Origin of the sequence: Mesorhizobium sp. LNJC405B00, from assembly GCF_000502615.1 — a bacterium.
In the GTDB taxonomy this organism is placed as follows: domain Bacteria; phylum Pseudomonadota; class Alphaproteobacteria; order Rhizobiales; family Rhizobiaceae; genus Mesorhizobium.
Window position 1 is genome coordinate 37,833 of sequence record NZ_AYWC01000013.1, and the last position, 24,593, is coordinate 62,425.

General features: G+C 62.8%; 22 protein-coding genes. 19 read left to right on the forward strand and 3 right to left on the reverse strand.

Features of this window, described 5'->3' with window-relative positions:
• Positions 1-67: 67 nt before the first annotated feature.
• The 9 genes from miaB (at position 68) to X756_RS143515 (ending at position 9,247) form a co-directional block, all read left to right on the forward strand.
• Positions 68-1,477: a tRNA (N6-isopentenyl adenosine(37)-C2)-methylthiotransferase MiaB gene (miaB, locus tag X756_RS143555; RefSeq protein WP_023730923.1), complete on the forward strand. Its 1,410-nt coding sequence runs from the start codon at positions 68-70 to the stop codon at positions 1,475-1,477.
• Positions 1,477-2,553: a PhoH family protein gene (locus X756_RS143550; RefSeq protein WP_196813585.1), complete on the forward strand. Its 1,077-nt coding sequence runs from the start codon at positions 1,477-1,479 to the stop codon at positions 2,551-2,553. The genes miaB and X756_RS143550 overlap by 1 nt, the downstream gene beginning before the upstream one ends.
• Before the next feature lie 17 nt (positions 2,554-2,570).
• A complete protein-coding gene (ybeY, locus tag X756_RS143545) occupies positions 2,571-3,077 on the forward strand; it encodes an rRNA maturation RNase YbeY (RefSeq protein WP_023669546.1) in 507 nt (168 codons plus the stop codon).
• Positions 3,078-3,105: 28 nt separating this feature from the next.
• Entirely contained in the window at positions 3,106-4,200 is a 1,095-nt protein-coding gene (locus X756_RS143540; RefSeq protein WP_023669547.1) for a hemolysin family protein, read from the forward strand.
• A gap of 20 nt (positions 4,201-4,220) precedes the next feature.
• Complete coding sequence (locus X756_RS143535; RefSeq protein ID WP_023730924.1) at positions 4,221-4,691, forward strand: VOC family protein; 471 nt, start codon at positions 4,221-4,223, stop codon at positions 4,689-4,691.
• A 77-nt stretch (positions 4,692-4,768) separates the two neighbouring features.
• A complete protein-coding gene (gene lnt / locus X756_RS143530) occupies positions 4,769-6,361 on the forward strand; it encodes an apolipoprotein N-acyltransferase (protein ID WP_023730925.1) in 1,593 nt (530 codons plus the stop codon).
• 137 nt (positions 6,362-6,498) lie between these two features.
• A complete protein-coding gene (locus X756_RS143525; RefSeq protein WP_023669550.1) occupies positions 6,499-6,918 on the forward strand; it encodes a helix-turn-helix domain-containing protein in 420 nt (139 codons plus the stop codon).
• 222 nt (positions 6,919-7,140) lie between these two features.
• Positions 7,141-8,406, forward strand: a complete 1,266-nt coding sequence (gene metK, locus X756_RS143520; protein ID WP_023669551.1) for a methionine adenosyltransferase — start codon at positions 7,141-7,143, stop codon at positions 8,404-8,406.
• A 139-nt stretch (positions 8,407-8,545) separates the two neighbouring features.
• Positions 8,546-9,247, forward strand: a complete 702-nt coding sequence (locus tag X756_RS143515) for a tRNA (guanosine(46)-N(7))-methyltransferase TrmB (protein WP_023669552.1) — start codon at positions 8,546-8,548, stop codon at positions 9,245-9,247.
• Positions 9,248-9,288: 41 nt separating this feature from the next.
• Here X756_RS143515 and X756_RS1000000167985 read toward each other — a convergent pair whose 3' ends face one another.
• Positions 9,289-9,453: a hypothetical protein gene (locus tag X756_RS1000000167985; protein WP_023669553.1), complete on the reverse strand. Its 165-nt coding sequence runs from the start codon at positions 9,451-9,453 to the stop codon at positions 9,289-9,291.
• 335 nt (positions 9,454-9,788) lie between these two features.
• Between X756_RS1000000167985 and rimP the strand changes: the two genes are divergently transcribed.
• The 10 genes from rimP to X756_RS143465 all read left to right on the forward strand — a co-directional run bounded on the left by rimP (position 9,789) and on the right by X756_RS143465 (position 22,020).
• On the forward strand, positions 9,789-10,433 hold the full coding sequence (rimP, locus tag X756_RS143510; protein WP_023669554.1) for a ribosome maturation factor RimP: 645 nt from the start codon (positions 9,789-9,791) through the stop codon (positions 10,431-10,433).
• A gap of 47 nt (positions 10,434-10,480) precedes the next feature.
• On the forward strand, positions 10,481-12,076 hold the full coding sequence (gene nusA / locus X756_RS143505) for a transcription termination factor NusA (RefSeq protein WP_023730926.1): 1,596 nt from the start codon (positions 10,481-10,483) through the stop codon (positions 12,074-12,076).
• 38 nt (positions 12,077-12,114) lie between these two features.
• Entirely contained in the window at positions 12,115-12,765 is a 651-nt protein-coding gene (locus X756_RS143500) for an RNA-binding protein (protein ID WP_023730927.1), read from the forward strand.
• Positions 12,762-15,326 carry a translation initiation factor IF-2 gene (gene infB, locus X756_RS143495; RefSeq protein WP_023726861.1) on the forward strand — a complete coding sequence of 855 codons (2,565 nt, stop codon included), beginning with the start codon at positions 12,762-12,764 and terminating at the stop codon, positions 15,324-15,326. Before X756_RS143500 ends, infB begins: the two co-directional genes overlap by 4 nt.
• A 161-nt stretch (positions 15,327-15,487) precedes the next feature.
• Positions 15,488-15,907, forward strand: coding sequence for a 30S ribosome-binding factor RbfA (gene rbfA, locus X756_RS143490; RefSeq protein ID WP_023692585.1), 420 nt, complete (start codon positions 15,488-15,490; stop codon positions 15,905-15,907).
• Positions 15,907-16,878, forward strand: a complete 972-nt coding sequence (gene truB, locus X756_RS143485) for a tRNA pseudouridine(55) synthase TruB (RefSeq protein WP_023703480.1) — start codon at positions 15,907-15,909, stop codon at positions 16,876-16,878. Before rbfA ends, truB begins: the two co-directional genes overlap by 1 nt.
• A gap of 44 nt (positions 16,879-16,922) precedes the next feature.
• Positions 16,923-18,017: a magnesium/cobalt transporter CorA gene (gene corA / locus X756_RS143480; protein WP_023730928.1), complete on the forward strand. Its 1,095-nt coding sequence runs from the start codon at positions 16,923-16,925 to the stop codon at positions 18,015-18,017.
• Positions 18,018-18,076: 59 nt separating this feature from the next.
• Positions 18,077-18,487, forward strand: a complete 411-nt coding sequence (gene rpsO, locus X756_RS143475) for a 30S ribosomal protein S15 (RefSeq protein WP_280790678.1) — start codon at positions 18,077-18,079, stop codon at positions 18,485-18,487.
• A gap of 277 nt (positions 18,488-18,764) precedes the next feature.
• Entirely contained in the window at positions 18,765-20,912 is a 2,148-nt protein-coding gene (pnp, locus tag X756_RS143470) for a polyribonucleotide nucleotidyltransferase (protein ID WP_023730929.1), read from the forward strand.
• 85 nt (positions 20,913-20,997) lie between these two features.
• A complete protein-coding gene (locus X756_RS143465; RefSeq protein WP_023730930.1) occupies positions 20,998-22,020 on the forward strand; it encodes a class I SAM-dependent methyltransferase in 1,023 nt (340 codons plus the stop codon).
• Positions 22,021-22,036: 16 nt separating this feature from the next.
• Here X756_RS143465 and X756_RS143460 read toward each other — a convergent pair whose 3' ends face one another.
• Complete coding sequence (locus X756_RS143460) at positions 22,037-23,590, reverse strand: bifunctional diguanylate cyclase/phosphodiesterase (protein ID WP_023730931.1); 1,554 nt, start codon at positions 23,588-23,590, stop codon at positions 22,037-22,039.
• Positions 23,591-23,774: 184 nt separating this feature from the next.
• On the reverse strand, positions 23,775-24,587 hold the full coding sequence (fabI, locus tag X756_RS143455) for an enoyl-ACP reductase FabI (protein ID WP_023669564.1): 813 nt from the start codon (positions 24,585-24,587) through the stop codon (positions 23,775-23,777).
• Positions 24,588-24,593: the final 6 nt, after the last annotated feature.

Below are 24,593 nucleotides of genomic sequence, written 5' to 3' on the forward strand. Positions count from 1 at the left end.
AGCGCCTACAGGCCGATGCCGGAGAATCGTCTGTTTTTTGTCACGGAAAGGCGTTAGAAGCCGCCGGATGGATTTGAACACGATAGAGCGGAACGAAACCGACAGCGCCTTGCAAAGCGCTGCTGCGGCGTCCGCCCCGGCCAAAAAGGTCTTCGTCAAGACCTATGGCTGCCAGATGAATGTCTATGACTCACAGCGCATGACCGATGCGCTGGCCGCCGACGGCTACACCGCGACCGATGTCATCGCCGACGCGGATCTGGTGCTGCTCAACACCTGCCATATCAGGGAGAAGGCGGCGGAAAAGGTCTATTCCGAGCTCGGCCGCATCCGCGACATGAAGGCTGAACGCGCAGCAGTTGGGCGCGAAATGCTGATCGGCGTCGCCGGTTGCGTCGCGCAGGCCGAAGGCGCGGAAATCATCCGCCGTTCGCCTGCTGTCGATCTGGTCATCGGCCCGCAGACCTATCACCGGCTGCCCGATGTGCTGGCCCGGGTGCGTGGCGGCGAGAAGATCGTCGAGACCGAATACGCCATCGAGGACAAGTTCGAGCATCTGCCGCAGCCGAAGCGCGCCGAAATGATTAAGCGCGGCGTCACCGCCTTCCTCACGGTGCAGGAAGGCTGCGACAAATTCTGCACCTTCTGCGTCGTGCCCTATACCAGGGGCTCGGAAGTGTCGCGGCCGGTGGCGCAGATCGTCGCCGAAGCCGAGCGGCTGGCCGATGCCGGTGTGCGCGAGGTGACGCTGCTGGGGCAGAACGTCAATGCATGGCACGGCAATGGTGAGGATGGCATGGAATGGGGGCTTGGTCGCCTGCTGTTCCGGCTGGCCGAAATTCCTGGCCTGGCGCGGCTGCGCTACACCACCAGCCATCCGCGCGACATGGACGACGAATTGATCGCTGCCCATCGCGATCTCCCGGCTTTGATGCCTTATCTGCACCTGCCGGTGCAATCCGGGTCAGACCGCATCCTCAAGGCGATGAACCGCAGGCACACGGCCAAGGACTATCTGGCGCTGCTCGAGCGCATCCGCGCGGCCCGCGGCGACATCGCGCTGTCCGGTGACTTCATCGTCGGCTTCCCCGGCGAAACCGAGGCGGATTTCGAGGCGACGATGGGTCTGGTGCGCCAGGTGAACTACGCCTCGGCCTTCTCGTTCAAATATTCGCCGCGTCCCGGCACGCCGGGCGCCGATATGCCCGATCACGTGCCGGAAGCGGTCAAGGACGAGCGCCTGCAACGCCTGCAGGCGCTGCTGCTGAAACAACAGCAGGATTTCGGCCTGAGCCTGCTCGGCAGCACCATCGACACGCTGATCGAGAAGCCCGGACGTCAGGCCGGCCAGAAGGTCGGCCGCTCGCCCTGGCTGCAGCCGGTTATTGTTGATGAAAAGGCCGGGGAAATCGGTGACATTATCCGGGTGCGAATCACGAAGACGGGCTACAATAGCCTGTTCGCCGAGTTGGCTTGATGGCCTCGGCAGATGAGGAGAGACGGTTGAGCGCTGCTGAAGTGAAGACTCTGCCCCAGAACCAGACATCCGGGGCCTCTGACATGGCGCACATCGTTCTGACTTTCGACAACAACAAGCTTGCCAGCGCCCTGTACGGTCAGTTCGACGAGAATTTGGCCCGGCTTGAGCAGAAGCTCGGCGTCGACATCCGCTCGCGCGGCAACCAGTTGACCATCAAGGGCTCGGCCTCGGCGGCCGAGCAGGCGCGCCGCGCGCTCGACAATCTCTACGGCATTCTCCAGAAAGGCACCGATATCGGCCAGTCCGACGTCGATGGCGCCGTGCGCATGGCGATTGCCGCCGACGACCAGCTGACGCTGCCGACGCTGGAACGCAAGGGCAAAGTTTCGGCCGCCCAGATCTCCACCCGCAAGAAGACGATCTATGCCCGTTCGCTCAATCAGGACGCCTATATGCGGGCACTGGAGCGTTCGGAACTTGTCTTCGGCATTGGCCCCGCCGGCACCGGCAAGACCTATCTGGCGGTGGCGCATGCGGCGATGCTGCTCGAACGCGGCATGGTCGAGCGCATCATCCTGTCACGGCCAGCGGTCGAGGCCGGCGAGCGGCTGGGTTTTCTGCCCGGCGATATGAAGGAAAAGGTCGATCCGTACCTGCGGCCCCTCTATGACGCGCTCTACGACATGATGCCGGCCGACAAGGTCGAGCGCGCCATTGCCGCCGAGGTCATCGAGATCGCGCCGCTGGCCTTCATGCGCGGCCGCACGCTGGCGCATGCCGCCGTCATCCTCGACGAGGCGCAGAACACCACGCCGATGCAGATGAAGATGTTTTTGACCCGCCTCGGCGAGAATTCGCGCATGATCGTCACCGGCGATCCGACGCAGATCGATCTGCCTCCAAGCACCAAGTCGGGCCTCGTCGAAGCCTTGCGTGTCCTTGACGGCGTGGCCGGCGCGGTGACCGTGCGCTTCAACGATGTCGACGTTGTGCGCCACCCGCTGGTGGCCGAAATCGTCAGGGCCTATGACCGCGACGCCAAGCTGGCGCGCGGCCTCGGCGCCGAGAGCTGATGTGACGATGCGGGCTCATGCCTGAAGACATAAGACCTGGCGGCGGGGACAGTTCGGTTCCCGTCGAGATCGATATGTCGGTCGAGGCCGGCGACTGGCCCGATGAGGCGGCGCTGACGCGTCTGGTCGATCGCGCCGTGTCGGCTGCCTTTGCCGAAACCGCTGCTGCCGGTCCTTCCGAACTCAGCATCGTCTTTTCCGACGATGCCCATATCCGTACCCTCAATGCCGGCTGGCGCGGCAAGGACAAGGCGACCAACGTCTTGTCTTTCCCTGTTTTTCCGTTCCCCAGGGGTGGCAAGCTGCCGCCCATGCTGGGTGACATCGTGCTGGCCGCCGAGACGGTGGCGCGCGAAGCAGCCCTGGAAGACAAGCCCTTCGAGAACCATATCACCCATCTCGTCATCCACGGCCTGCTGCATTTGCTGGGCTACGATCACGAGACCGATGCAGAGGCCGATGAGATGGAAGCCATCGAGCGCTCAGCGCTCGCAAGGCTTGCCATTCCCGATCCCTACACGTAATGACAAAAGACCAATTGACCGGACGACGATGAACGACAAACCAGAAACTGCCGCCCGCCCCGAGGCTGGCAGTGCGACAAAGCCTTCCGATACGACGGAAGAGGGATCGAGTCCGAGTCCCAGTTCCGGCAGCCCCGCTTCTGGTGGCATTGCCAGCGAGCCATCGCCTGCCGGTCCGTCCCTGTTCGACCGCGTCTTGGGCCTTTTCAGGCAGCGGAACGGCACCAGCCTGCGCGAGGAAATCGCCGGCGCGCTTGCCGAGACGACCAGCGATGCCGGGTCTTTCTCGCCCGGCGAACGCGCCATGCTCAACAACATATTGCGCCTGCGCGAGGTACGCGTCGAGGACGTCATGGTGCCGCGCGCCGATATTGAGGCCGTCGAGATCACCACGACGTTGGGCGATCTGCTCGGTCTGTTCGAGCAGTCCGGCCATTCCCGCATGCCGGTCTATTCCGAGACGCTCGACGATCCGCGCGGCATGGTTCACATCCGCGACGTGCTGGCCCACATCACCAAGGTCGCCCGGGTCAAGAAGGGCAGAACATCCAGGAAGACGCCGGCAACGACGCTTCTCGACCTCGCCCAGGTCGATCTCGGCCGCACCATCGGCGACCTCAATCTGATCCGCCCGGTGCTTTTCGTGCCGCCCTCGATGCTTGCCTCCGACCTGATGGGCCATATGCAGACGACGCGAACCCAGATGGCGCTGGTCATCGACGAATATGGCGGCACCGATGGTCTCGCCTCGCTGGAAGACATCGTCGAGATGGTCGTCGGCGATATCGAGGACGAGCATGACGAGGACGAGCCGCTGATCACCCAGACCGGCGAGGGCGTGTTCGTCGTCGACGGCAAGGCCGAGATCGACGAGGTCGCCAAGATGATCGGCGAGGACTTTACCGCCGGTGAGCATGGTGAATATGTCGACACGATCGGCGGCATGATCTTCAACACGCTGGGCCGCGTGCCCGCGCGTGGTGAGGTTGTGCAAGCCATCCCCGGCTTCGAATTCCACGTGCTCGACGCCGATCCGCGCCGCGTCAAGCGGGTGCGCATCGTCCAGAACCAGAAGGGCGAGCGTCGCCGCCGCGTGACCGCCCCCCGCACCGAGCAGGCCTAGGACAGAACGTCGCCCGGCCGATGACGATCGACGATCCCTTCAAGCACTCAACCTTTGGCTCGGGTGTGTTCTACAAGGACCCGCGAGCCGCATTGAAATGGCTCGAAACGGCCTTCGGCTTCGAGCCGAGCATGGTGGTCAGCGACGCCGACGGACGGCTGGTCCATGCCGAAATGCGTTTTGGCGACGGCTACATCATCGTCGATTGCGAATGGGCCGATCATATTGCCAGTCCGGTAAGCGTCGGCGGCAAGAACACTCAGTCGGTCTGTGTGCATCTGAAAGACGGCCTGGACGTGCATTGTGAGCGGGCAATGGCGGCTGGAGCCCAAATCGTCGAGGAGCCTGCCGCCCATTTCTACGGCGAACGGCAGTATCGGGCGCGCGACCCCGAAGGCCATGTCTGGACCTTCACCCAGACCGTGCGCACCGTGCCGCGCGAGGAGGCCGAGCACCTGAGCGGGCTCACCATCGAGGGATGGCACCGATAGCGCAGCGATCGGCCGGTTCGCGTTTCAATAAATCTGATAAATCTTGGCTCCTGATTCGCGCGACTTGGGAAGTCTGTATGGAGCGCCTTGCCGGCCGGATAATTCTGCTTTGGGGCTGGCGACGCGCGCTGGTGGCGTTTCTTGCCGGGGCGCTGGCGGTGCTCGCCCAGGCGCCTTACGATTTCTTCGCCGTCTGTTTCGTCTCGTTTCCACTGCTGGTCTGGCTGCTCGACGGCGCCACCGGCGAGGCTTCCGACGGCTGGCTCAGGCGCCTGCGGCCGACTTTTGCCATCGGCTGGTGGTTCGGTTTCGGCTATTTCCTCGCCGGCCTGTGGTGGATCGGCGAGGCGCTTCTGGTCGAGGCCGACAGTTTCGCCTGGGCCTTACCCTTCGCGGTCGTCGGCATTCCTTTGGCGCTGGCATTTTTCTACGGCTTCGCCGCCGTCGTCGCGCGGCTGTTATGGACCAACGATATTGGCCGCGTTGCCGCCCTTGCCTTTGCTTTTGGCCTGACGGAATGGCTGCGCGGCTTCCTGTTCACCGGCTTTCCCTGGAATGCCGTCGGCTATGCGGCGATGCCCGTGCCGCTGTTGATGCAAAGCGTGTCGGTGACCGGCATGGTCGGCATGAACGCGCTGGCGGTCTTTGTCTTCGCCATGCCGGCCTTGCTTGCAGCACGCCGGCATGTCCGTCTCGGTGTGGTCCTGCTTGCCATTCTCGTCGCCGCCCATGCTGGCTTCGGCTATTTCAGGCTCGCGACCCCCGACAAGCCGACAACCCGCACTCTCGATGTCCGTATCGTGCAACCGGATGTCGACCTCAGCGAAAAATGGGACGCCTCGGTGCGCGACCGCATCTTCGCCACGATGATGGGCCTGTCGGCCGCAGCGCCCGATCCCGGCCATAACAAACCGCAGTTGATCCTGTGGCCGGAGACCTCGGTACCCTTCCTGTTCACCGAGCGTCCGGACGCGCTGACCGCGGTCGGCGACATGCTGCAGCCTGGTCAGATGCTGATTGCCGGCGTCGTGCGCGAGGAGCGCGGATCCGGGGCGGATGCCGACAGCCGCTACTACAATTCGGTGGTGGCGATCGATGACAAGGGCGAAATCGCTGATGCCGTCGACAAGGTCCATCTGGTCCCGTTCGGCGAGTATCTGCCGTTTTCCGGTCTGCTCAGCCGCTTCGGCATCGGACAGCTCGTCGCCGGGCCGATGAATTTCGCCGCCGGCAACGAGCGCCATCCGATCGCTTTGCCCGGCGGCATCAGCGCCTTGCCGTTTATTTGCTACGAGGTGATCTTTCCTGATCTTGTGGCTGTTGACGCAACGTCATCCCAGCTTATTGTGAACGTCACCAACGACGCATGGTTCGGCGACACGCCTGGGCCGTACCAGCATTTCAGGCAGGCTCAGATTCGCGCGGTGGAAAACGGATTGCCGCTGTTGCGCGCCGCCAACAACGGCATTTCCGCCGTTGTCGATACGCGGGGACGCATCGTCGACGCATTGGCGGTCGATGCACGTGGCGCCATCGACGTGCGGGTGCCGATCTCCGGCCAAGCCATCATCTCCGCCGCGGGGCGGCGCATTAACGGAATGCTGATCATGTTGGTGTTTGCCGCAATCGCCCTCAGCTTGAACGTAAGGCAACGGCTACGGGTGAATTGACAGTCGACACATTAGAAACTCATACTGTTACCGCCTAATTTTCTCGAAGTCGGTTGGTGTTTCTGTTGGGGCAGTTGGCTCCGGCTTCGTTTGGGCGAGAAAAATAGAAAAGGCCGGAAAAATTCGGCGAGGAAAAAATGACAGAAGAAAACAAGAAGAAACCGAATCCGATCGACATCCATGTCGGAAGTCGCGTCCGCCTTCGGCGCAATATGCTTGGAATGAGCCAGGAAAAGCTTGGTGAAAATCTCGGTATTACGTTTCAGCAGATCCAAAAATATGAAAAAGGAACGAACCGCGTCGGCGCCAGCCGTCTGCAGGCAATAGCCTCGATACTCAGCGTGCCTGTCGCCTTCTTTTTCGAGGATGCGCCAGGGCAGGAGCCGGTGGGTAATAGAGGATTTGCCGAGGACACTTCGATGGCTTTCGCCGTCGAATTCTGCGGCAGTCCGGAAGGGCTTCAGCTCAACCGCGCGTTCGTCAAGATCGCGGATGTGAAGGTGCGCCGCCGGATTATCGACCTTGTGAAGTCCCTTTCTGCCGAAGATGCCGAGTGATTCGGTGGGTCGATTGACCCATTGGCCCCAGTAATCCCCCGGGCCCGAGTAGCCCAGAGGCTCGACTGCCGGCGGCGCCAAGCCGCCGGTGGTACAAGATATATTGCTGCGGCACTCATGCCAGAACCGCGGCACCGCTTGACGAGCGGCGCCCGGCACCGTTAACACGTGGCGCGCCAAAATCGGCAGCCCTGCCGATCGTTTTTTCAAGAGGGGACACCCGTGACGCGGCAGAACTACTTCTTCACCTCGGAATCCGTGGCCGAGGGTCATCCCGATAAAGTCTGTGACCGCATCTCGGACGAGATCGTCGATCTGGTCTATCGCGAGGCCAAGAAGACCGGCATGGACCCGTGGAAAGTCCGCGTCGCCTGCGAGACGCTCGCAACCACCAACCGCGTCGTCATCGCCGGCGAAGTAAGGGTTCCCGATACTCTGCTGAAGCGGGACAAAGCCGGCAACATCCTCAAGGACGCCGCCGGGCATTCGGTCGTCAACCCGGCCAAGTTCAAGTCGGTCGCCCGCAAGGCGATCCGCGAAATCGGCTACGAGCAGGCCGGCTTCCACTGGAAGACGGCAAAGATCGAGGTTCTGCTGCACGGCCAGTCGCCCGACATCGGCCAGGGAGTCGACAACGCCGCCGACCGCCAGGGCGAAGAGGGTGCCGGCGACCAGGGCATCATGTTCGGCTATGCCTGCCGCGAGACCCCGGACCTGATGCCGGCGCCGATCTATTACAGCCACAAGATTCTCGAACTGCTCGCCGCTGCCCGTCACGAAAACAACGGCGAAGCCGGCAAGCTCGGACCCGACGCCAAGAGCCAGGTCACCGTTCGCTATGTCGATGGCAAAGCCGCCGAAGCGACGCAGATCGTGCTGTCGACGCAGCATCTCGACGCGACCTGGGATTCCAAGAAGGTCCGCAAGGTCGTTGAGCCTTACATCCGTGAGGCGCTCGGCGACCTCAAGATCGCCGACGATTGCATGTGGTACATCAACCCGACGGGCAAGTTCGTCATCGGTGGACCGGACGGCGACGCCGGCCTGACCGGCCGCAAGATCATCGTCGACACCTACGGTGGTGCTGCCCCGCACGGCGGCGGCGCCTTCTCCGGCAAGGACACCACCAAGGTCGACCGCTCCGCCGCCTATGCGGCGCGCTATCTCGCCAAAAATGTAGTGGCGGCCAAGCTCGCCGACCGCTGCACCATCCAGCTGTCCTACGCCATCGGCGTTGCCCAGCCGCTGTCGGTCTATGTCGACCTGCACGGCACCGGCAAGGTCGACGAGGCCAAGCTCGAGGAAGCGCTGCGCACGGTGATGGATTTGTCGCCATCCGGCATCCGCAGGCATCTCGACCTCAACAAGCCGATCTACGCAAAGACCTCGTCCTACGGCCATTTCGGCCGCAAGGCCGGCCGAGACGGGTCCTTCTCCTGGGAAAAGACCGATCTGGCCAAGGCGCTCAAGGACGCGATCGCTGCTTAGGCATGATTCCAAAAAGTGGTACCGGTTTTTTGGAAAAGATCATGCTCCAACAAAGGATTAGATTGAGAATGAGATTTCAGCCAAATCTCATCTCAATCCCAAATCTCATCTCAATCTAAGCGCGGCGCGCGACCAGGCCATGGATCCACAGGACAGGCGGAGCCGCGCGACCGAAGGGTTCTTCGGCCGCCGGCACGGCAAGACCATTCGCCCGCAGCAGGCCGCGGCGCTGGAAAGCGGTCTTGGAGCGTATGGCCTCGACCTCTCCGTCCAGGCACCGGCAGAATTGCGCGCGCTATTCTCAGCGGATGTTTCAACGGTTCGGCTGGAAATCGGCTTCGGCGGCGGTGAGCATCTGCTGCACCGTGCCACGGAGGCACCGGCGACCGGCTTCATCGGTGTCGAGCCGTTCGTCAACGGCATGGCCAAGTTGATGATGGCGGTGCGGGAAAAGCCGCTTGCCAATCTTCGCGTTTATGACGACGACGCCACGCGCCTGCTCGATTGGTTGCCGCAGGCGTCGCTCGACGGCATCGATCTGCTCTACCCCGATCCCTGGCCGAAGAAAAAGCATTGGAAGCGGCGCTTTGTCAGCCCGCTCAACCTCGATCGGTTCGCGCGCGTGCTGAAGCCGGGCGGAAAATTCCGCTTCGCATCCGACATCGACACCTATGTGAACTGGACCTTGTTGCACTGTCGGGCGCATGGCGCGCTCCTCTGGCAGGTGCAAGATGGGGCCGACTGGCATCGGCCCTATGAAGGCTGGCCGGGCACACGCTACGAGGCGAAAGCCATTCGCGAGGGCCGACGGCCGGCCTATCTCACCTTCATCAGAAAATAGTTCGATGCGGGAAAGTGTCCCGCATCGACAGCCGGTCTGGTTCAGAAACGGCCGATCTTGCCGAAAGCGGTCGGGTCCATGCCGAGCCGGCGCAGATCGTTGGCGCGCGGCTTGCGGCCGGCTTCGACGGCCCGCGAGGCGGCAACGGCGCTGCCGAACAGGGCAAAGGCGTCGCCTATGGCGGAAAACACGGTACGGTTGCTCATTGTCTTGACCTTTCGCGCGCCACCGCGCGCTCATCTTTGATTTGTGCAGTGCAACATAGATAGGGATGTGAAATCCGGGATCACAGGGCCGTTACCGCATAGCCGGCATGCGCCGCGCGCAATCCTGCCAGCCGTCCCCGGCTGCACTCTGCCCGGCCCGTCAACAGACTTGAAACACCGGCCGGGATCGTTTATATCAGCCTCAAATTCTTGGTCGGTATGACGAAGAGTGGGTCCACCCGGTCCCGCTCTTTTTTATTACCTGCCGGTCAGCCATCAGCAAAGAGATGGTTCGGGACGACGATCATCCTGATCCAGAGAACGACAGGAACCGCATGACTGCAACGGCAAGCGAAGCCGACGACCGCATCATCCGCGAAAGCGGTATCGATGCGCGCATCGCGCTGATCGTTCAGCCGGTGTTGCGAGGCATTGGCTTCCGTCTCGTGCGGGTGCATCTGTCGGGCCAGAACGGCCTGACGCTGCAGATCATGGCCGAACGCGAAGACGGCACCATGACCGTCGAGGATTGCGAAGAGGTCAGCCGCGCTGTGTCGCCGGCGCTCGACGTCGATGACCCGATCGAAAAGGCCTATCATCTCGAAGTGTCGTCGCCGGGCATCGACCGGCCGCTGGTACGCAAGTCGGATTTCGTCACCTGGACCGGCCATCTTGTGAAGATGGAAACCTCGGTGCCGGTCGCCGACCGCAAGCGCTTCAAGGGCAAGATCGCCGAAGCCGGCGAAGACGACATGCTGCTCGAGCGCGACAAGGCCGCCTACGGCGAAGAGCCGACGGTTCGCATTCCTTATGACGCGATCGCCGATGTGCGGCTGATCCTCACCGACGACCTTATTCGCGATGCCCTTTCGAAGGACAACCGGGAACGCAAGGAAGCCAAGAAACGCCGCGGCGAAGCTGATGATGCACCCGAAGGTGCTGAAGGCGGCGCGGAAGACGAAATCGAACAGGAACTATGATGAGCGGCCGGGCCTAAAAGCTCGGCAACAAGCTCGGGAGAAATAAGATGGTTGTAAGCGCCAACAGACTTGAACTGCTGCAGATCGCCGACGCGGTGGCGCGTGAAAAGTCGATCGACAAGTCGATCGTCATTGCCGCCATGGCTGATGCGATCCAGAAGGCCGCGCGCTCGCGCTACGGCCAGGAAACCAACATCCGCGCCGACATCAACGGCAACACCGGCGAGATGAAGCTGCAGCGGCTGATGGAAGTGGTCGAGAAGGTCGACGACTACGCCACCCAGATCGCCATTTCCTCGGCCCGCGAGCGCAATCCGGACGCCCAGCTTGGCGACTTCATCGCCGAACAGCTGCCGCCAATGGATTTCGGCCGCATCGCCGCCCAGTCGGCCAAGCAGGTCATCGTGCAGAAAGTGCGCGAGGCCGAGCGCGACCGCCAGTATGACGAATACAAGGACCGCATCGGCGAGATCGTCAACGGCACCGTCAAGCGCGTCGAATATGGCAACGTCATCGTCGATCTCGGCCGTGGCGAGGCCATTATCCGCCGCGACGAGCTGATCCCGCGTGAAAACTACAAGTACGGCGACCGCGTCCGCGCCTATGTCTACGACGTGCGCCGCGAACAGCGCGGCCCGCAGATATTCCTGTCGCGCACCCATCCGCAGTTCATGGCCAAGCTCTTCACCATGGAAGTGCCGGAAATCTATGACGGCATCATCGAGATCAAGTCGGTCGCCCGCGACCCAGGCTCGCGCGCCAAGATCGCCGTCATTTCGCGTGACTCGTCGATCGATCCGGTCGGCGCCTGCGTCGGTATGCGCGGCAGCCGCGTCCAGGCCGTGGTCGGCGAATTGCAGGGCGAAAAGATCGACATCATTCCGTGGTCGCCTTCGGCCGCCTCCTTCATCGTCAACGCGCTGCAGCCGGCGGAAGTCGCCAAGGTCGTGCTCGACGAGGATGCCGAGCGCATCGAAGTGGTGGTTCCCGACGACCAGCTGTCGCTGGCCATCGGCCGTCGCGGCCAGAACGTGCGTCTTGCCTCGCAGCTCACCGGCTGGGACATCGACATCCTGACCGAGGCCGAGGAGTCCGAGCGCCGCCAGAAGGAATTCGTCGAACGCTCGTCGCTGTTCATGGAAGCCCTCGATGTCGACGAGATGGTCGGCCAGGTTTTGGCCTCCGAAGGCTTCACCAGCGTCGAGGAAGTTGCCTATGTCGATTCGGGCGAGATCGCCTCGATCGACGGTTTCGACGAAGACACCGCTTCGGAAATCCAGACCCGCGCCCGCGAATATCTGGAGAAGATCGAAGCCGAGCATGACGACAAGCGCAAGGCGCTGGGCGTCACCGACGAACTGCGCGAGATCCCTGGCGTCACCACCGCCATGATGGTGACGCTCGGCGAGGATGGCGTGAAGACGATCGAGGATTTCGCCGGCTATGCCGCCGACGACCTGACCGGCTGGAAGGAACGCAAGGACGGCGAGACCAAGGTATTCCCGGGTGTGCTCGCCAATCACGGCGTGTCGCGCGCCGACGCCGAGCAGATGGTTCTGGCAGCCCGCCTCAAGGCCGGCTGGATCACCGAAGACGAGCTTGCAGCCGAACAGGTCCCGGCTGACGAAGCCGTTGGTGCGTGAGGTGAAACCGCATCGCACACAACCCGCCCCAGGACGAGATGAACGATCGCACCTGCATCGTCACGCGCAAGCAAGCCGAGCCGGATGAGCTGATCCGTTTCGTCGTCGGCCCGGATTCGGCCGTCGTTCCTGACCTGAAGAGAAATCTGCCCGGCCGTGGTTGTTGGGTGAGCGCCGACCGCCTACATATCGACAAGGCGGCGGCGAAGAACCTGTTTGCCCGCGCCTTCAAGGCGCACGTCGTCGTGCCGCCCGATCTCGGCGGCATGGTCGACGGACTGCTTGCACGATCCGCTTTGGGTATGCTCGGCCTTGCCCGCAAGGCTGGCTCGATCGCACTCGGCGCAACCAAGGTCGAGAGCGCGGTGCGCTCGGGGTTGGCGCTTTTCGTGCTCCACGCGACCGAGGCATCCGACGATGGCGTGCGCAAGATCAGTCAGGCGCGGCGGGCAACTGTCCACCTCGGCGGGCCGGCAGTCCTTGCCTACAAACTTTTCTCCGAGGCCGAGTTGAGCTTGGCATTGGGGGGTACAAATGTGATACATGCTGCCGTTCTCGCGGGAGACGCGGGCAAGGCGGTTGAGAGGCGCATGGTTGCGCTCGACCGATATCGGGGCGGAACCCCCGACGATCTGGCAATGCTTGCGGCCGTTGCTGACGAAGATGATGCTGCAGAGGATATGGAATGAGCGATACGAAATCGGGCGACGATAAGACGTTGAGTGTTACACCGAAGAAGACCTTGACGCTGAAGCGCCCCGGTACCGAGCAGAGCGTCGTGCGACAGAATTTCTCGCATGGCCGCACCAAGCAGGTCCAGGTCGAGATCAAGAAGCGCAAATTCTCCATGCCCGGCGACAAGCCGGAGCCGGTGGCTGCACCCGTATTTACGCCCAAGCCCGCGGTAGTGGCAGCCCCCGTCGTGCAGGAAGCGCCCAAGGCGCCGCCTCCGCCGCCCCCGGCCGAACGCGGCGGCATGGTGCTGAACGAACTGTCGCGCAATGAAATGGAAGCGCGCCGCAGGGCGCTCGAAGGCTCCAAGGTTCGCGACGTCGAGGACCGCCAACGCGCCATCGAAGAGGCCAAGCGCCGCAACGAGGATGAGGAACGCCGCAAGCGCGAGCGCGAGGAATCCGCGCGCCGTCAGGCCGAGGAAGAAGCCCGCCTGCAGACCGAGGCCGAGTCCCGCCGCCGCGCCGAGGAAGAAGCGCGCCGCCGCGCGCCGCAGGCTGCCGAGCTTGTGGCGTCGGACGATGAGGAAGAGGTCAAGCCGAAGCGCACCGCCGCCGGTGCCCCGGTACGCCGTCCGGTTACGCCCGAAGTGGCGCGCCCGGCCAAGCCGACCAAGGCCGAGGAAGACCGTCGTCGCGGCAAGCTGACCCTCAACACGGCTCTTTCCGACGAGGACGCGCGCGCCCGCTCGCTGTCGTCGATGCGTCGCCGCCAGGAAAAATTCAAGCGCGCGATGCATAACGAGCCGCGCGAGAAGGTTATGCGCGAAGTGATCCTGCCTGAAACCATCACCATCCAGGAACTGGCGCAGCGCATGTCCGAGCGCGCTGTCGATGTGGTCAAGTACTTCATGAAGCAGGGCCAGATCCTGAAGCCGGGCGACATCATCGACGCCGACACGGCCGAGCTGGTCGCCACAGAATTCGGCCACACGGTCCGCCGCGTCGCCGAGTCCGACATCGAGGAAGGCCTGTTCAACATTGCCGACAATGCCGAGGACCTGGTATCGCGGCCGCCTGTCGTGACCATCATGGGCCATGTCGACCACGGCAAGACCTCGCTGCTCGACGCCATCCGCAATGCCAATGTCGTCTCCGGCGAAGCCGGCGGCATCACCCAGCATATCGGCGCCTACCAGGTCGAGAAGAACGGTCAGAAGATCACCTTCATCGACACGCCCGGTCACGCCGCCTTCACGGCGATGCGCGCCCGCGGCGCTCAGGCGACCGACATCGCCATCCTGGTGGTGGCGGCCGACGACAGCGTCATGCCGCAGACCATCGAATCGATCAGCCATGCCAAGGCGGCCGGCGTTCCGATCATCGTGGCGATCAACAAGATCGACAAGCATGATGCCGATCCGCAGAAGGTGCGGTCGGAACTGCTGCGCCATGAGGTGTTCGTCGAATCGATGGGCGGTGAAGTGCTGGACGTCGAAGTGTCGGCGACCAAGGGCACCAACCTCGACAAGCTGCTCGAGGCGATCCTGCTGCAGGCCGAAATCCTCGACCTCAAGGCCAATCCGGACCGTACCGCCGAGGGCGTGGTCATCGAAGCCCAGCTCGACAAGGGCCGTGGCCCCGTCGCCACCGTACTGGTGCAGACCGGCACTTTGATGCCGGGCGACATCCTCGTCGCCGGCAACGAATGGGGCCGGGTGCGCGCGCTGGTCAACGACCATGGCGAGCAGATCAAGGAGGCGCCGCCGGCAATGCCGGTCGAGGTGCTCGGCCTGCAAGGCACGCCGCAAGCCGGCGACCGCTTCGCTGTCGTCAACAACGAGGCCCGCGCCCGTGAGATCACCGAATATCGCCAGCGTCTGGCGCGCGAGAAGGCAGTGGCTCGCCATGCCGGCCAGCGCGGCTCGCTCGAACAGATGATGTCGCAGCTGCAGACGAGCGGGTTGAAGGAATTCCCGCTGGTCATCAAGGGCGACGTGCAGGGTTCGATCGAGGCGATCAACGCCGCTCTCGACAAGCTTGGCACCGACGAGGTGCGTGCGCGCATCGTTCATGCCGGCGCCGGCGCCATCACCGAAAGCGACGTGTCGCTGGCGGAGACCTCGGGGGCCGCGATCATCGGCTTCAACGTCCGTGCCAACGTGCAGGCACGTGCGGCCGCGGCGGCCGCGGGCATCGAAATCCGCTACTACTCGATCATCTACAACCTCGTCGACGATGTGAAGGCAGCACTTTCCGGCCTGCTGTCGCCGGAACGCCGCGAGACCTTCATCGGCAATGCCGAGATCCTCGAGATCTTTGACATCACCAAGGTCGGCAAGATCGCCGGCTGCCGTGTCACCGAAGGCAAGGTCGAGCGTGGAGCGGGCGTGCGCCTGATCCGCGACAACGTCGTCATCCACGAAGGTACGCTGAAGACCCTCAAGCGCTTCAAGGATGAAGTCGCGGAAGTTCCGGGCGGCCAGGAGTGCGGCATGGCCTTCCAGAACTACGAGGACATGCGCGTCGGCGACATCATCGAGTGCTTCCGCGTCGAGATGGTGACCCGGACGCTCTGAGTTCGTATACTGTCGATACGACCGGGCGGTGGTCGAAAGACCGCCGCCCTAACTTTAATGCCTGTCGCCCAAAAGTGCGGGATAAACGACATGCATAGAACAAATATGAGACATGGCGGCACGGTCCCATCCCGCGCCTCACGCTTTCCGGATTGAGAAAAATGCCCCGTCCAACCGCCTCCAGCCCATCCCAGCGCATGCTTCGCGTCGCCGAACAGGTGCGCCATGCGCTGTCGGAAACCTTGCAGCGCGGCGAGATTATCGACCCGCTGATCGAGAACACCGTGGTTTCGGTCTCGGAAGTGCGCATGTCCACTGATCTGAGGGTCGCAACGGCCTTCGTTTCGCCGCTCGGCGCCAAGGACACGGGTGCGGTCATCGACGCGCTCAACAAGCACGCGAAGTTCGTGCGTGGCCGCGTCTCCGGCGCGCTCCGCCAGATGAAGTTCATGCCGGAGTTCCGCTTCAAGCTCGATACGTCCTTCGACAATTTCGCCAGGATCAACGATTTGCTGAAATCGCCGGAAGTCGCGCGAGACTTGGGTACCGATGGCGAAGACAACGACAAGGACGAGAAATAGTGGGGCGCCGCGGCAAGAAGAAGGGCCGGCCGATCTCCGGCTGGGTGGTGCTGGACAAGCCGGTTGGCATGGGTTCGACCGAAGCCGTCTCCAAGATCAAATGGCTTTTCCAGGCCGAAAAGGCCGGCCATGCCGGCACGCTCGACCCGCTGGCCTCTGGCATGCTGCCGATCGCGCTGGGCGAGGCAACCAAGACCGTGCCTTATGTGCAGGACGGCGCCAAAATCTACCGGTTCACCGTCGCTTGGGGCGAGGAGCGTTCGACCGACGATCTCGAAGGCCCGGTGACGCAAAGTTCCGACCGCCGTCCGGCGGAAGAAGATGTCAGGGCGCTGCTGCCGAACTACACCGGCGTCATCATGCAGACACCGCCGCAATTCTCGGCCATCAAGATATCAGGCGAACGCGCCTACGATCTCGCCCGTGGGGGCGAGACAGTCGACATCCCCGCGCGCGAGATCGAGATCGGCCGTCTGGACATCGTCGAGCACGCTGCCGACCACACTTCGTTCGAGGTCGAATGCGGCAAAGGCACCTATGTGCGCTCGCTGGCCCGCGACATGGGCCGCGACCTCGGCTGCTTCGGCCACATCGCCGAATTGCGCAGGGTCGAGGTCGAGCCGTTCACCCAGGAGGATTTCGTCACCGTCGCCGAACTGGAAGCCGCCCGTTTCGGCGAACAGCGCGAAGCTGACGAAGAGGGCGACGCCGATGTTGCCGACGCGCCGATCGACTTTGGCGCAATCGATGCGCTGCTCGTCGACACGGCCGCCGCGCTCGACTGCCTGCCGCAGATTGCCATCAGCGACGAAGCGGCGACCAAGATCCGCCTTGGCAATCCCGTCATCATCCGCGGCCGCGACGCGCCCGTGGAAGCCGAGGAAGCCTGCGCCACCGCGCGCGGCAAGCTTGTCGCCATCGGCGCCATCGAGCAAGGCATGTTCAAGCCGAAGCGGGTCTTTGCCGGCTGACCACTCCCGTCTAGTTTTACGTCGACGTCACATCCGAGGGGCACATGGCAAAGGCTGAGGCGGTGAAGAAGCGGGCGCCGGTGACAACGCGCCGGCCGCCGGTTGGAGCCTCGCCCGGCACGCTGATCGCCGATCCGGCGGCGCGACGGTCCGAGCTGCGGCTGACGCTGATTTCGCCTGAAAAATTCAAGACCATCAACGATGCCAGCATCGACGATCTCAACACCCATTGCGACAACTGGCCGGTCGTCTGGTTGGACTGCACCGGTCTCGCCAACATCCAGCTGATCGAGGAGACCGGCCGGATCTTCAACCTGCATCCACTGGCTCTGGAAGATGTCGTCAACACCGGCCAGCGGCCGAAGGTCGACTTCTTCGAGGACCACGCCTTCGTCGTCATGCGCATGATCGACGACGTCAAGGTGCATCGCTATGAGCAGATCGCGGTGTTCTTCGGCAAGAAATTCGTCGTCACCTTCCAGGAGCGCGAAGGCGATCCGTTCGACCCCGTGCGCAAGCGCATCGCCGCAGCGTTGCCCAACCGCTTGCGGATGCGCGGCGCCGACTATCTGGCCTATGCGCTCATCGATTCCATCGTCGACAGCTATTTCCCGCCGATTGAGGCCGCTAGCGAGGAGGTCGATGGCATCGAGGACGAGATGCTCAACACGCCTCACAAGCATCAGATGCGCCAGCTGCACGAATTGCGGCGCGACGCCAATGTGCTCAAGGGCGTGCTGTGGCCGATGCGCGACACGCTGGCGACGCTGATCCGCAACGACGTGCCCTATGTGAAGCCGGAGACGAAAATCTTCTTCAACGACACGCTCGACCACGCATTGCGGCTGATCGAGCTGGTCGAGAACCAGCGTGATATGCTGACCGGCTTGATCGAAATGCATTTGTCGCTGAGCCAGGCGCGCACCAACGATGTGATCTCTTATCTCACCATCGTCTCGGTGATTTTCATGCCGCTAACCTTCCTGGTCGGTATCTGGGGGATGAATTTCGATCCCGAGAGCTCGCCGTGGAACATGCCGGAACTGAAAGCCTACTATGGCTACCCGGCTTCGCTGCTGTTCATGCTGGCCGTTGCTGTCGGGCTGATCGTCTTCTTCAAAAGCAAGAAGTGGCTGTAAGCTTCAGGTGTCAGGGGGATCCTGGATTCCTGAGCAAAGGGCTGCGACGAGCCGGCTTTATGAATGGGCTGGTGTTTTCCAGGGAATTGCCTTATATGCGCCGCAGCATCGCGCCATGTCGCTTTGCTTGCACCGGCCCCTGCTGGACGACATCCCGGCTGAGGGCGACCCGTTTCCTCAAACAGATAAGGAAAAACACGATGTCGATTACTGCCGAGCGCAAACAGGAATTGATGGGTGAATTCGCAACCGCCAAGGGCGATACCGGGTCTCCGGAAGTCCAGGTGGCCATCCTTTCCGAGCGCATCAAGAACCTGACCGACCACTTCAAGGACCACAAGAAGGATAACCATTCCCGCCGTGGTCTGCTCGCTCTCGTCTCCCAGCGCCGCAGCCTGCTTGATTATCTCAAGCGCAAGGATGACGCGCGCTATCAGACGTTGATCGAGAAGCTCGGTCTGCGCCGTTGACGAATTGACCGGCGGGCTTTCGAAGGAGAGCCCGCCGGTCGCGCATTCTGCCAGTCGCATCGATTGGCCAGACCTGGTTTCGAGCGTGCAGAGGCCACTCGAAACCGCCCATGGACGGTCATGGGGCAGGATTGCAGGACGCTCGTGCGCTAACCAGCGCCGAATCTACCCGAGCTTCCCGTTGTCTTGCCCGTGGCTGCCCGAGAAAGGAAGCCAGGGAAAGGGCATCCGCGCACCGTGAAACGGCGCGGCCCTTTCCGCTTACTAAGGACAAGATATGTTCAACTACCACAAAGTGGAAATCGAATGGGGCGGCCGTCCGCTCATCCTGGAAACCGGCAAGATCGCACGTCAGGCTGACGGCGCGGTGCTTGCGACCTATGGCGAAACCAAGGTTCTCGCCACCGTCGTTTCGATGAAGGAGCCGAAGCCAGGCCTCGATTTCTTCCCGCTGACCGTCAACTACCAGGAAAAGACCTACGCCGCCGGCAAGATCCCCGGCGGCTACTTCAAGCGCGAGGGACGTCCGAGCGAAAAGGAAACGCTGGTTTCCCGCCTGATCGACCGCCCGATCCGCCCGCTCTTCGCCGACGGCTACAAGAACGACACCCAGATCGTCGTCACCGTCGTCCAGCATGACCTCGAGAACGATCCCGATATCCTGTCGATCGTCGCCACCTCGGCCGCTTTGACGCTGTCGGGCGTTCCCTTCATGGGCCCGGTCGGCGGCGCCCGAGTCGGCTACATCAACGGCGAATACGTGCTCAACCCGCATGTCGATGAGATGCAGGAATCCAGGCTCGACCTCATTGTCGCCGGCACCGCCGACGCCGTGCTGATGGTCGAGTCCGAAGCCAAGGAACTCGGCGAAGAGCTGATGCTCGGCGCCGTCATGTTCGGCCACAGGGGCTTCCAGCCGGTGATCGACGCCATTATCAAGCTGGCCGAAGTTGCCGCCAAGGAGCCGCGCGATTTCACGGCGCCGGACTACTCCGCGCTTGAAGCCGAAATGCTGAAGATCGTCGGCGACGAGCTCAGCAATGCCTACAAGAACGTCGACAAGCAGAAGCGTTACGCCGCCGTCGACGCCGTCAAGGCGAAGGTCAAGGCAGCGTTCGCTCCGGCCGAAGGCGAAGACGCCAAGTACACCTCCGAGCAGATCGGTTCGGTGTTCAAGGAACTCCAGGCCAAGGTCGTGCGCTGGAACATCCTCGACACCGGTTCGCGCATCGATGGCCGTGACCTCAAGACTGTCCGCAAGATCGTCTCGGAAGTCGGCGTCCTGCCGCGCACGCACGGTTCGGCGCTGTTCACCCGCGGCGAGACCCAGGCGCTGGTCGTTGCCACGCTGGGTACCGGCGAGGACGAGCAGTATGTCGATTCGCTGACCGGCATGTACAAGGAGAAGTTCCTCCTTCACTACAACTTCCCTCCCTACTCCGTCGGCGAGACCGGCCGCATGGGTTCGCCGGGCCGCCGCGAAATCGGCCACGGCAAGCTCGCCTGGCGCGCTATCCGTCCGATGCTGCCGAGCGCGGACCAGTTCCCCTACACGCTGCGCGTCGTCTCGGAGATCACCGAGTCCAACGGTTCGTCGTCGATGGCCACCGTCTGCGGCACATCGCTGGCGCTGATGGATGCCGGCGTTCCGCTGGCCAAGCCGGTTGCTGGTATCGCGATGGGCCTGATCAAGGAAGGCGAGCGCTTCGCGGTTCTGTCCGACATCCTGGGTGACGAAGATCACCTCGGCGACATGGACTTCAAGGTTGCCGGTACCGAAGGCGGCATCACCTCGCTGCAGATGGACATCAAGATTGAGGGCATCACCGAGGAGATCATGAAGATCGCGCTGGACCAGGCCAAGGACGGCCGCCAGCATATCCTCAGCGAGATGGCGCATGCTCTGACCGGCGCCCGCCCCGAACTCGGTGAGTTCGCACCGCGCATCGAGGTTATGCACATCCCGACCGACAAGATCCGCGACGTGATCGGTTCCGGCGGCAAGGTTATCCGTGAGATCGTCGAGAAGACCGGCGCAAAGATCAACATCGAGGACGACGGCACGGTCAAGATCGCTTCGTCGAACGCCAAGGAGATCGAGGCGGCCAAGAAGTGGATCCATACCATCGTCGCCGAGCCGGAAGTCGGCGAAATCTACGAAGGCACGGTCGTCAAGACCGCCGACTTCGGCGCTTTCGTCAACTTCTTCGGTCCGCGTGACGGCCTCGTCCACATCTCGCAGCTTGCCAACGACCGGGTCGCCAAGACCTCGGACGTCGTCAAGGAAGGCGACAAGGTCTGGGTCAAGCTGATGGGCTTCGACGAGCGCGGCAAGGTCCGCCTGTCGATGAAGGTCGTCGACCAGGCCACCGGCAAGGAAATCGCCCGCGACAAGAAGGCCGAAGGCGAAGAAAACGCCGCCTGAGTGGTCTGACAATAGAGTTGAACGGGCGCGGCTTATGTCGCGCCCGTTTTCGTTTAAGACCCGTCTACGACATGAGAATCGAAGAATGGCCGCTGAGCCGCTGAAGACACTGTTTCACCCCTTCGAGGCCGGGGCGCTCCCTCTGCCGCAAAAGGGTGAGCGTGTGCTGTTCCTGGGCGCCGAGCCTGGGTTTCGCCTGCCGGAAGGCTTCGAGGCAGAGCTCCATCTTGCACAGGGTTTCCGGCCGTATCTCCGAGCGCTGGAGCGTGCCGGCCACAAGGTAACGCCGCGCGCGGAAGGCGATGCATTCGATGCAGCGCTCGTGTTTGCCGGCCGCCATCGTGGGCTAAACGAGATGCGTATTGCCGAGGCGATCGAACGCGTCACGCCGGGCGGTCTGATCATTGTCGCCGGCGGCAAGGACGAAGGCATCGCCAGCCTGCGCAAGCGCATCGACGAGCTTGTTCCGATCGAAGGGCATCTGCCGAAATATCACGGCATCGCCTTCTGGCTTCGCCGTCCGGTCGATCTGGCGCCTGCGGAAAAACTGCGCGTCGCCAATCCCGCCTTGGTCGTAGAGGACCGCTTCCGCACCGCGCCCGGCATGTTCTCCTTCGACCGGATCGACGCCGGCTCGAAACTTCTGGTCGACAACCTGCCCAAAGACCTGCGCGGCAACATTGCGGATTTCTGCGCCGGCTGGGGTTATCTCGCCGCCGAGGTCGCGGCACGTTCACCCGGTATAACGGGGCTCGACCTTTACGAAGCGGATTTCGAAGCGCTTGAGGCGGCCAAGGGCAATATCGGCCAGACAGGCTTCGAGCCCGGCTTCAGATCGGAAGAGCACACGTCNCTGCTGAGCGAGCCGGTCGAGCGGCGCTATGATGCCATCGTCACGAACCCGCCCTTCCATCGCAGCCGGGCGGCCGAGCCGGAAATCGGCGCCGGCATGATCCAGGCGGCGGGCAAGGCGCTGAAGCCGGGCGGGCGGCTGTTCATGGTGGCGAACCGCCAGCTGCCCTATGAGCCGGTTCTGAGGGCCGTCTTCTCCAGCCATGCCGAGCTCGCCCGCGACGGCATGTTCAAGGTTTTCTCCGCGCGCCGATAGGACGGTGCCGGTCACCTCAATGCATGCTGACGATGCGCGCCGGCTCGTGGACGGGAATGGTCGGTCTGATGTCGCCAGGCTTGATCTTGAGCGGCGCCGGCCTGCCGAACAGATAGCCCTGCACCATCTCGCAACCAGCTGCTCGCAAAAGCGTCGCCTGGTTCTCGGTCTCGACGCCTTCGGCGATGATGCCGACGCCGAGCGCCCGCGACAGGCCGACGATGGTAGAGACGACGGCGCCCGAATTCGAATCGGTGTCGATGCGGCTGACGAAGGAGCGGTCGATCTTCAGCTTGCCGAAGGCGAAGTCGATCAGGTAGCTGAGATTGGAATAGCCGGTGCCGAAATCGTCGACGGCCACCGAAATGCCCATGTCGGCAAGCTGCTGCAGGATGGTGGCGGCGCGGTCGCGGTCCTGCATCATCGCCGTCTCGGTCACTTCGAGCTCCAGCCGCGACGGCTTGATGCCGGTGCTGGCCATCGTATCGCGCACGATGCCGACGAAATCCTTGGTCATGAACTGGACCGGCGAGATGTTGACGGCAACGAAGCAGTCCTCGGGCAAATGACGGGCATCGCTGCAGGCCTTGTTCAGCACCCAATTGCCGATCGGGTGGATCATGCCGGTCTCTTCGGCGATCGGAATGAATTCCATCGGCGGGATCATGCCGCGTTCCGGGTGCTTCCAGCGGATCAGCGCCTCGTAGCCGACGATACGGCCGGTCGGCAGATCGAGCTGCGGCTGGTAGTGAAGGTCGAAATCGCCACGGTCGAAGGCGATGTGCAGTTCGGATTCGATCCAGTGGCGGTAGTCGGCGACCTGGCCCATGTCGGAATGGAAGACCGACCAGTTGCCCACGCCGCCGGCGCGGGCATTCTGCAGCGCCAGGTTGGAGCGGCGCAGGATGAGGACCGGATCGACGCCGTCCTTTGGCATCGCCACGATGCCGACCGACAGGCCGACCGACTGCAGGTGGGAATCGAGCTGGTACGGCTTCAGCATCTCCTCGATCATGGTTTCGACGGTGCTTTCCATGGACCTTTGGAGTTGGTGTTCCCAGACAAGGATAGCGAACTCGCCGGCGCCGATGCGCCCCATCACCGCGCCTTCGGGCATGCAGGCCTTCAACCGCTTGGTGAAGCCGCGGATCAGTTCGTCGCCATGACTGTAGCCGATGGCGTCGTTGATCTGCTTGAAGCGGTCGATGTCGATGTCGATGAGGAACACCGGCTCACCGGTCCTGATCGTCGCGGACGCCGCGTCGGCAATTCTGCCGACCATCGCCGGCCGCGCAAAAAGCCCGGTCAGCTTGTCGAAATGGGTTTCGTTGAAAACGTAGTCCACCGATTCATCGACGCCGGCGAAGAAGGACAAGGCAGCACCGGCGGCGGCCAGCGCGCATAGCGCCGACGCGATGCCGATCATGGTTTCCGCCTGCATGCCGGCAAAGCCGTCCCCGAAACCATGCCGGAGGCCCCAAAGCCCAAGGATGAAACTGCCAAGGCCCGAACTGGCGACGGTGAGCAGCCGGAACACAGGTGTTCGCTTCGGGTTGCTGACAGCAGGCATTGCTCAGTCCCTGTCGCATGATCCCGAAATCAACTCGACTTTCGGGAAATATCAAGCGCAAATTCATAAAGGCTAAAGCATCCTATGCGCCCAGCAAGAACGCGCAGAGCCCAAGCCCATAGGACTTCTAGCGGATATCTCCTTAAAATGAGTTTCCGCCGATGCATCTAATTTTACTGGTGAGTTAATCGCGTACGCTGTCGGTCTGCTTCAACTCATCCAGGGTTGGCATCGACACGATGTGATAGCCGGAATCCACATAATGGATTTCGCCGGTGACGCCTGACGAGAGGTCGGACAAAAGATAGAGCGCCGAGCCGCCGACCTCGTCGATGGTCACCGTGCGGCGCAGCGGCGAGTTGCGCTGCTGGTAGGAGTACATGTGGCGGGCGTCCGAGATTCCGGCGCCGGCCAAAGTACGCACCGGTCCCGCCGATATGCCGTTCACCCGGATGCCGCGCGGGCCATAATCGTTGGCGAGATAGCGCACGCTGGCTTCCAGCCCGGCCTTGGCGACGCCCATGACGTTGTAGTTCGGCATGACGCGGACAGAGCCGGCATAGGTCAGCGTGATCATCGCGCCGCCTTCGCTCATCAGCGGGGCGGCATGGCGGGCGACCTCGGTGAAGGAGTAGCAGGAAATGACCATGGTGCGGACGAAATTATCGCGGCTGGTGTCGGCGTAGAGCCCTTTGAGCTCGTTCTTGTCGGAAAAGCCGATGGCGTGGACGACGAAGTCGAGCCCGCCCCATTCCTTGCCGAGCGTCTCGAAAGTGGCGGCGACCGATGCGCTGTCCTCGACGTCACAGGGCACCACCAGTGACGCCCCAAGCTTCTCGGCAAGCGGCTTGACGCGGCGCCCGAAGGCGTCGCCCTGATACGTGAAGGCAAGCTCCGCCCCGTGTTCGGACAATTTCCTGGCGATGCCCCAGGCGATCGAATGATCGTTGGCGACGCCCATGACAAGCCCACGCTTGCCCTTCATCAGTCCGTCCATGGCCGG

Bases quoted from the DNA above. Each gene is read 5' to 3' on its own strand.
- X756_RS143500 (WP_023730927.1), top strand. From the start codon at position 12,115: ATGAACGATCGCACCTGCATCGTCACGCGCAAGCAAGCCGAGCCGGAT.
- X756_RS143525 (WP_023669550.1), top strand. From the start codon at position 6,499: ATGACAGAAGAAAACAAGAAGAAACCGAATCCGATCGACATCCATGTC.
- miaB (WP_023730923.1), top strand. From the start codon at position 68: ATGGATTTGAACACGATAGAGCGGAACGAAACCGACAGCGCCTTGCAA.
- X756_RS1000000167985 (WP_023669553.1), bottom strand. From the start codon at position 9,453: ATGAGCAACCGTACCGTGTTTTCCGCCATAGGCGACGCCTTTGCCCTG.
- ybeY (WP_023669546.1), top strand. From the start codon at position 2,571: ATGCCTGAAGACATAAGACCTGGCGGCGGGGACAGTTCGGTTCCCGTC.
- fabI (WP_023669564.1), bottom strand. From the start codon at position 24,587: ATGGACGGACTGATGAAGGGCAAGCGTGGGCTTGTCATGGGCGTCGCC.
- X756_RS143550 (WP_196813585.1), top strand. From the start codon at position 1,477: ATGGCCTCGGCAGATGAGGAGAGACGGTTGAGCGCTGCTGAAGTGAAG.
- lnt (WP_023730925.1), top strand. From the start codon at position 4,769: ATGGAGCGCCTTGCCGGCCGGATAATTCTGCTTTGGGGCTGGCGACGC.
- X756_RS143460 (WP_023730931.1), bottom strand. From the start codon at position 23,590: ATGCCTGCTGTCAGCAACCCGAAGCGAACACCTGTGTTCCGGCTGCTC.
- X756_RS143535 (WP_023730924.1), top strand. From the start codon at position 4,221: ATGACGATCGACGATCCCTTCAAGCACTCAACCTTTGGCTCGGGTGTG.
- rimP (WP_023669554.1), top strand. From the start codon at position 9,789: ATGACTGCAACGGCAAGCGAAGCCGACGACCGCATCATCCGCGAAAGC.
- X756_RS143540 (WP_023669547.1), top strand. From the start codon at position 3,106: ATGAACGACAAACCAGAAACTGCCGCCCGCCCCGAGGCTGGCAGTGCG.
- pnp (WP_023730929.1), top strand. From the start codon at position 18,765: ATGTTCAACTACCACAAAGTGGAAATCGAATGGGGCGGCCGTCCGCTC.
- corA (WP_023730928.1), top strand. From the start codon at position 16,923: ATGGCAAAGGCTGAGGCGGTGAAGAAGCGGGCGCCGGTGACAACGCGC.
- rbfA (WP_023692585.1), top strand. From the start codon at position 15,488: ATGCCCCGTCCAACCGCCTCCAGCCCATCCCAGCGCATGCTTCGCGTC.
- X756_RS143515 (WP_023669552.1), top strand. From the start codon at position 8,546: ATGGATCCACAGGACAGGCGGAGCCGCGCGACCGAAGGGTTCTTCGGC.
- nusA (WP_023730926.1), top strand. From the start codon at position 10,481: ATGGTTGTAAGCGCCAACAGACTTGAACTGCTGCAGATCGCCGACGCG.
- rpsO (WP_280790678.1), top strand. From the start codon at position 18,077: ATGAATGGGCTGGTGTTTTCCAGGGAATTGCCTTATATGCGCCGCAGC.
- infB (WP_023726861.1), top strand. From the start codon at position 12,762: ATGAGCGATACGAAATCGGGCGACGATAAGACGTTGAGTGTTACACCG.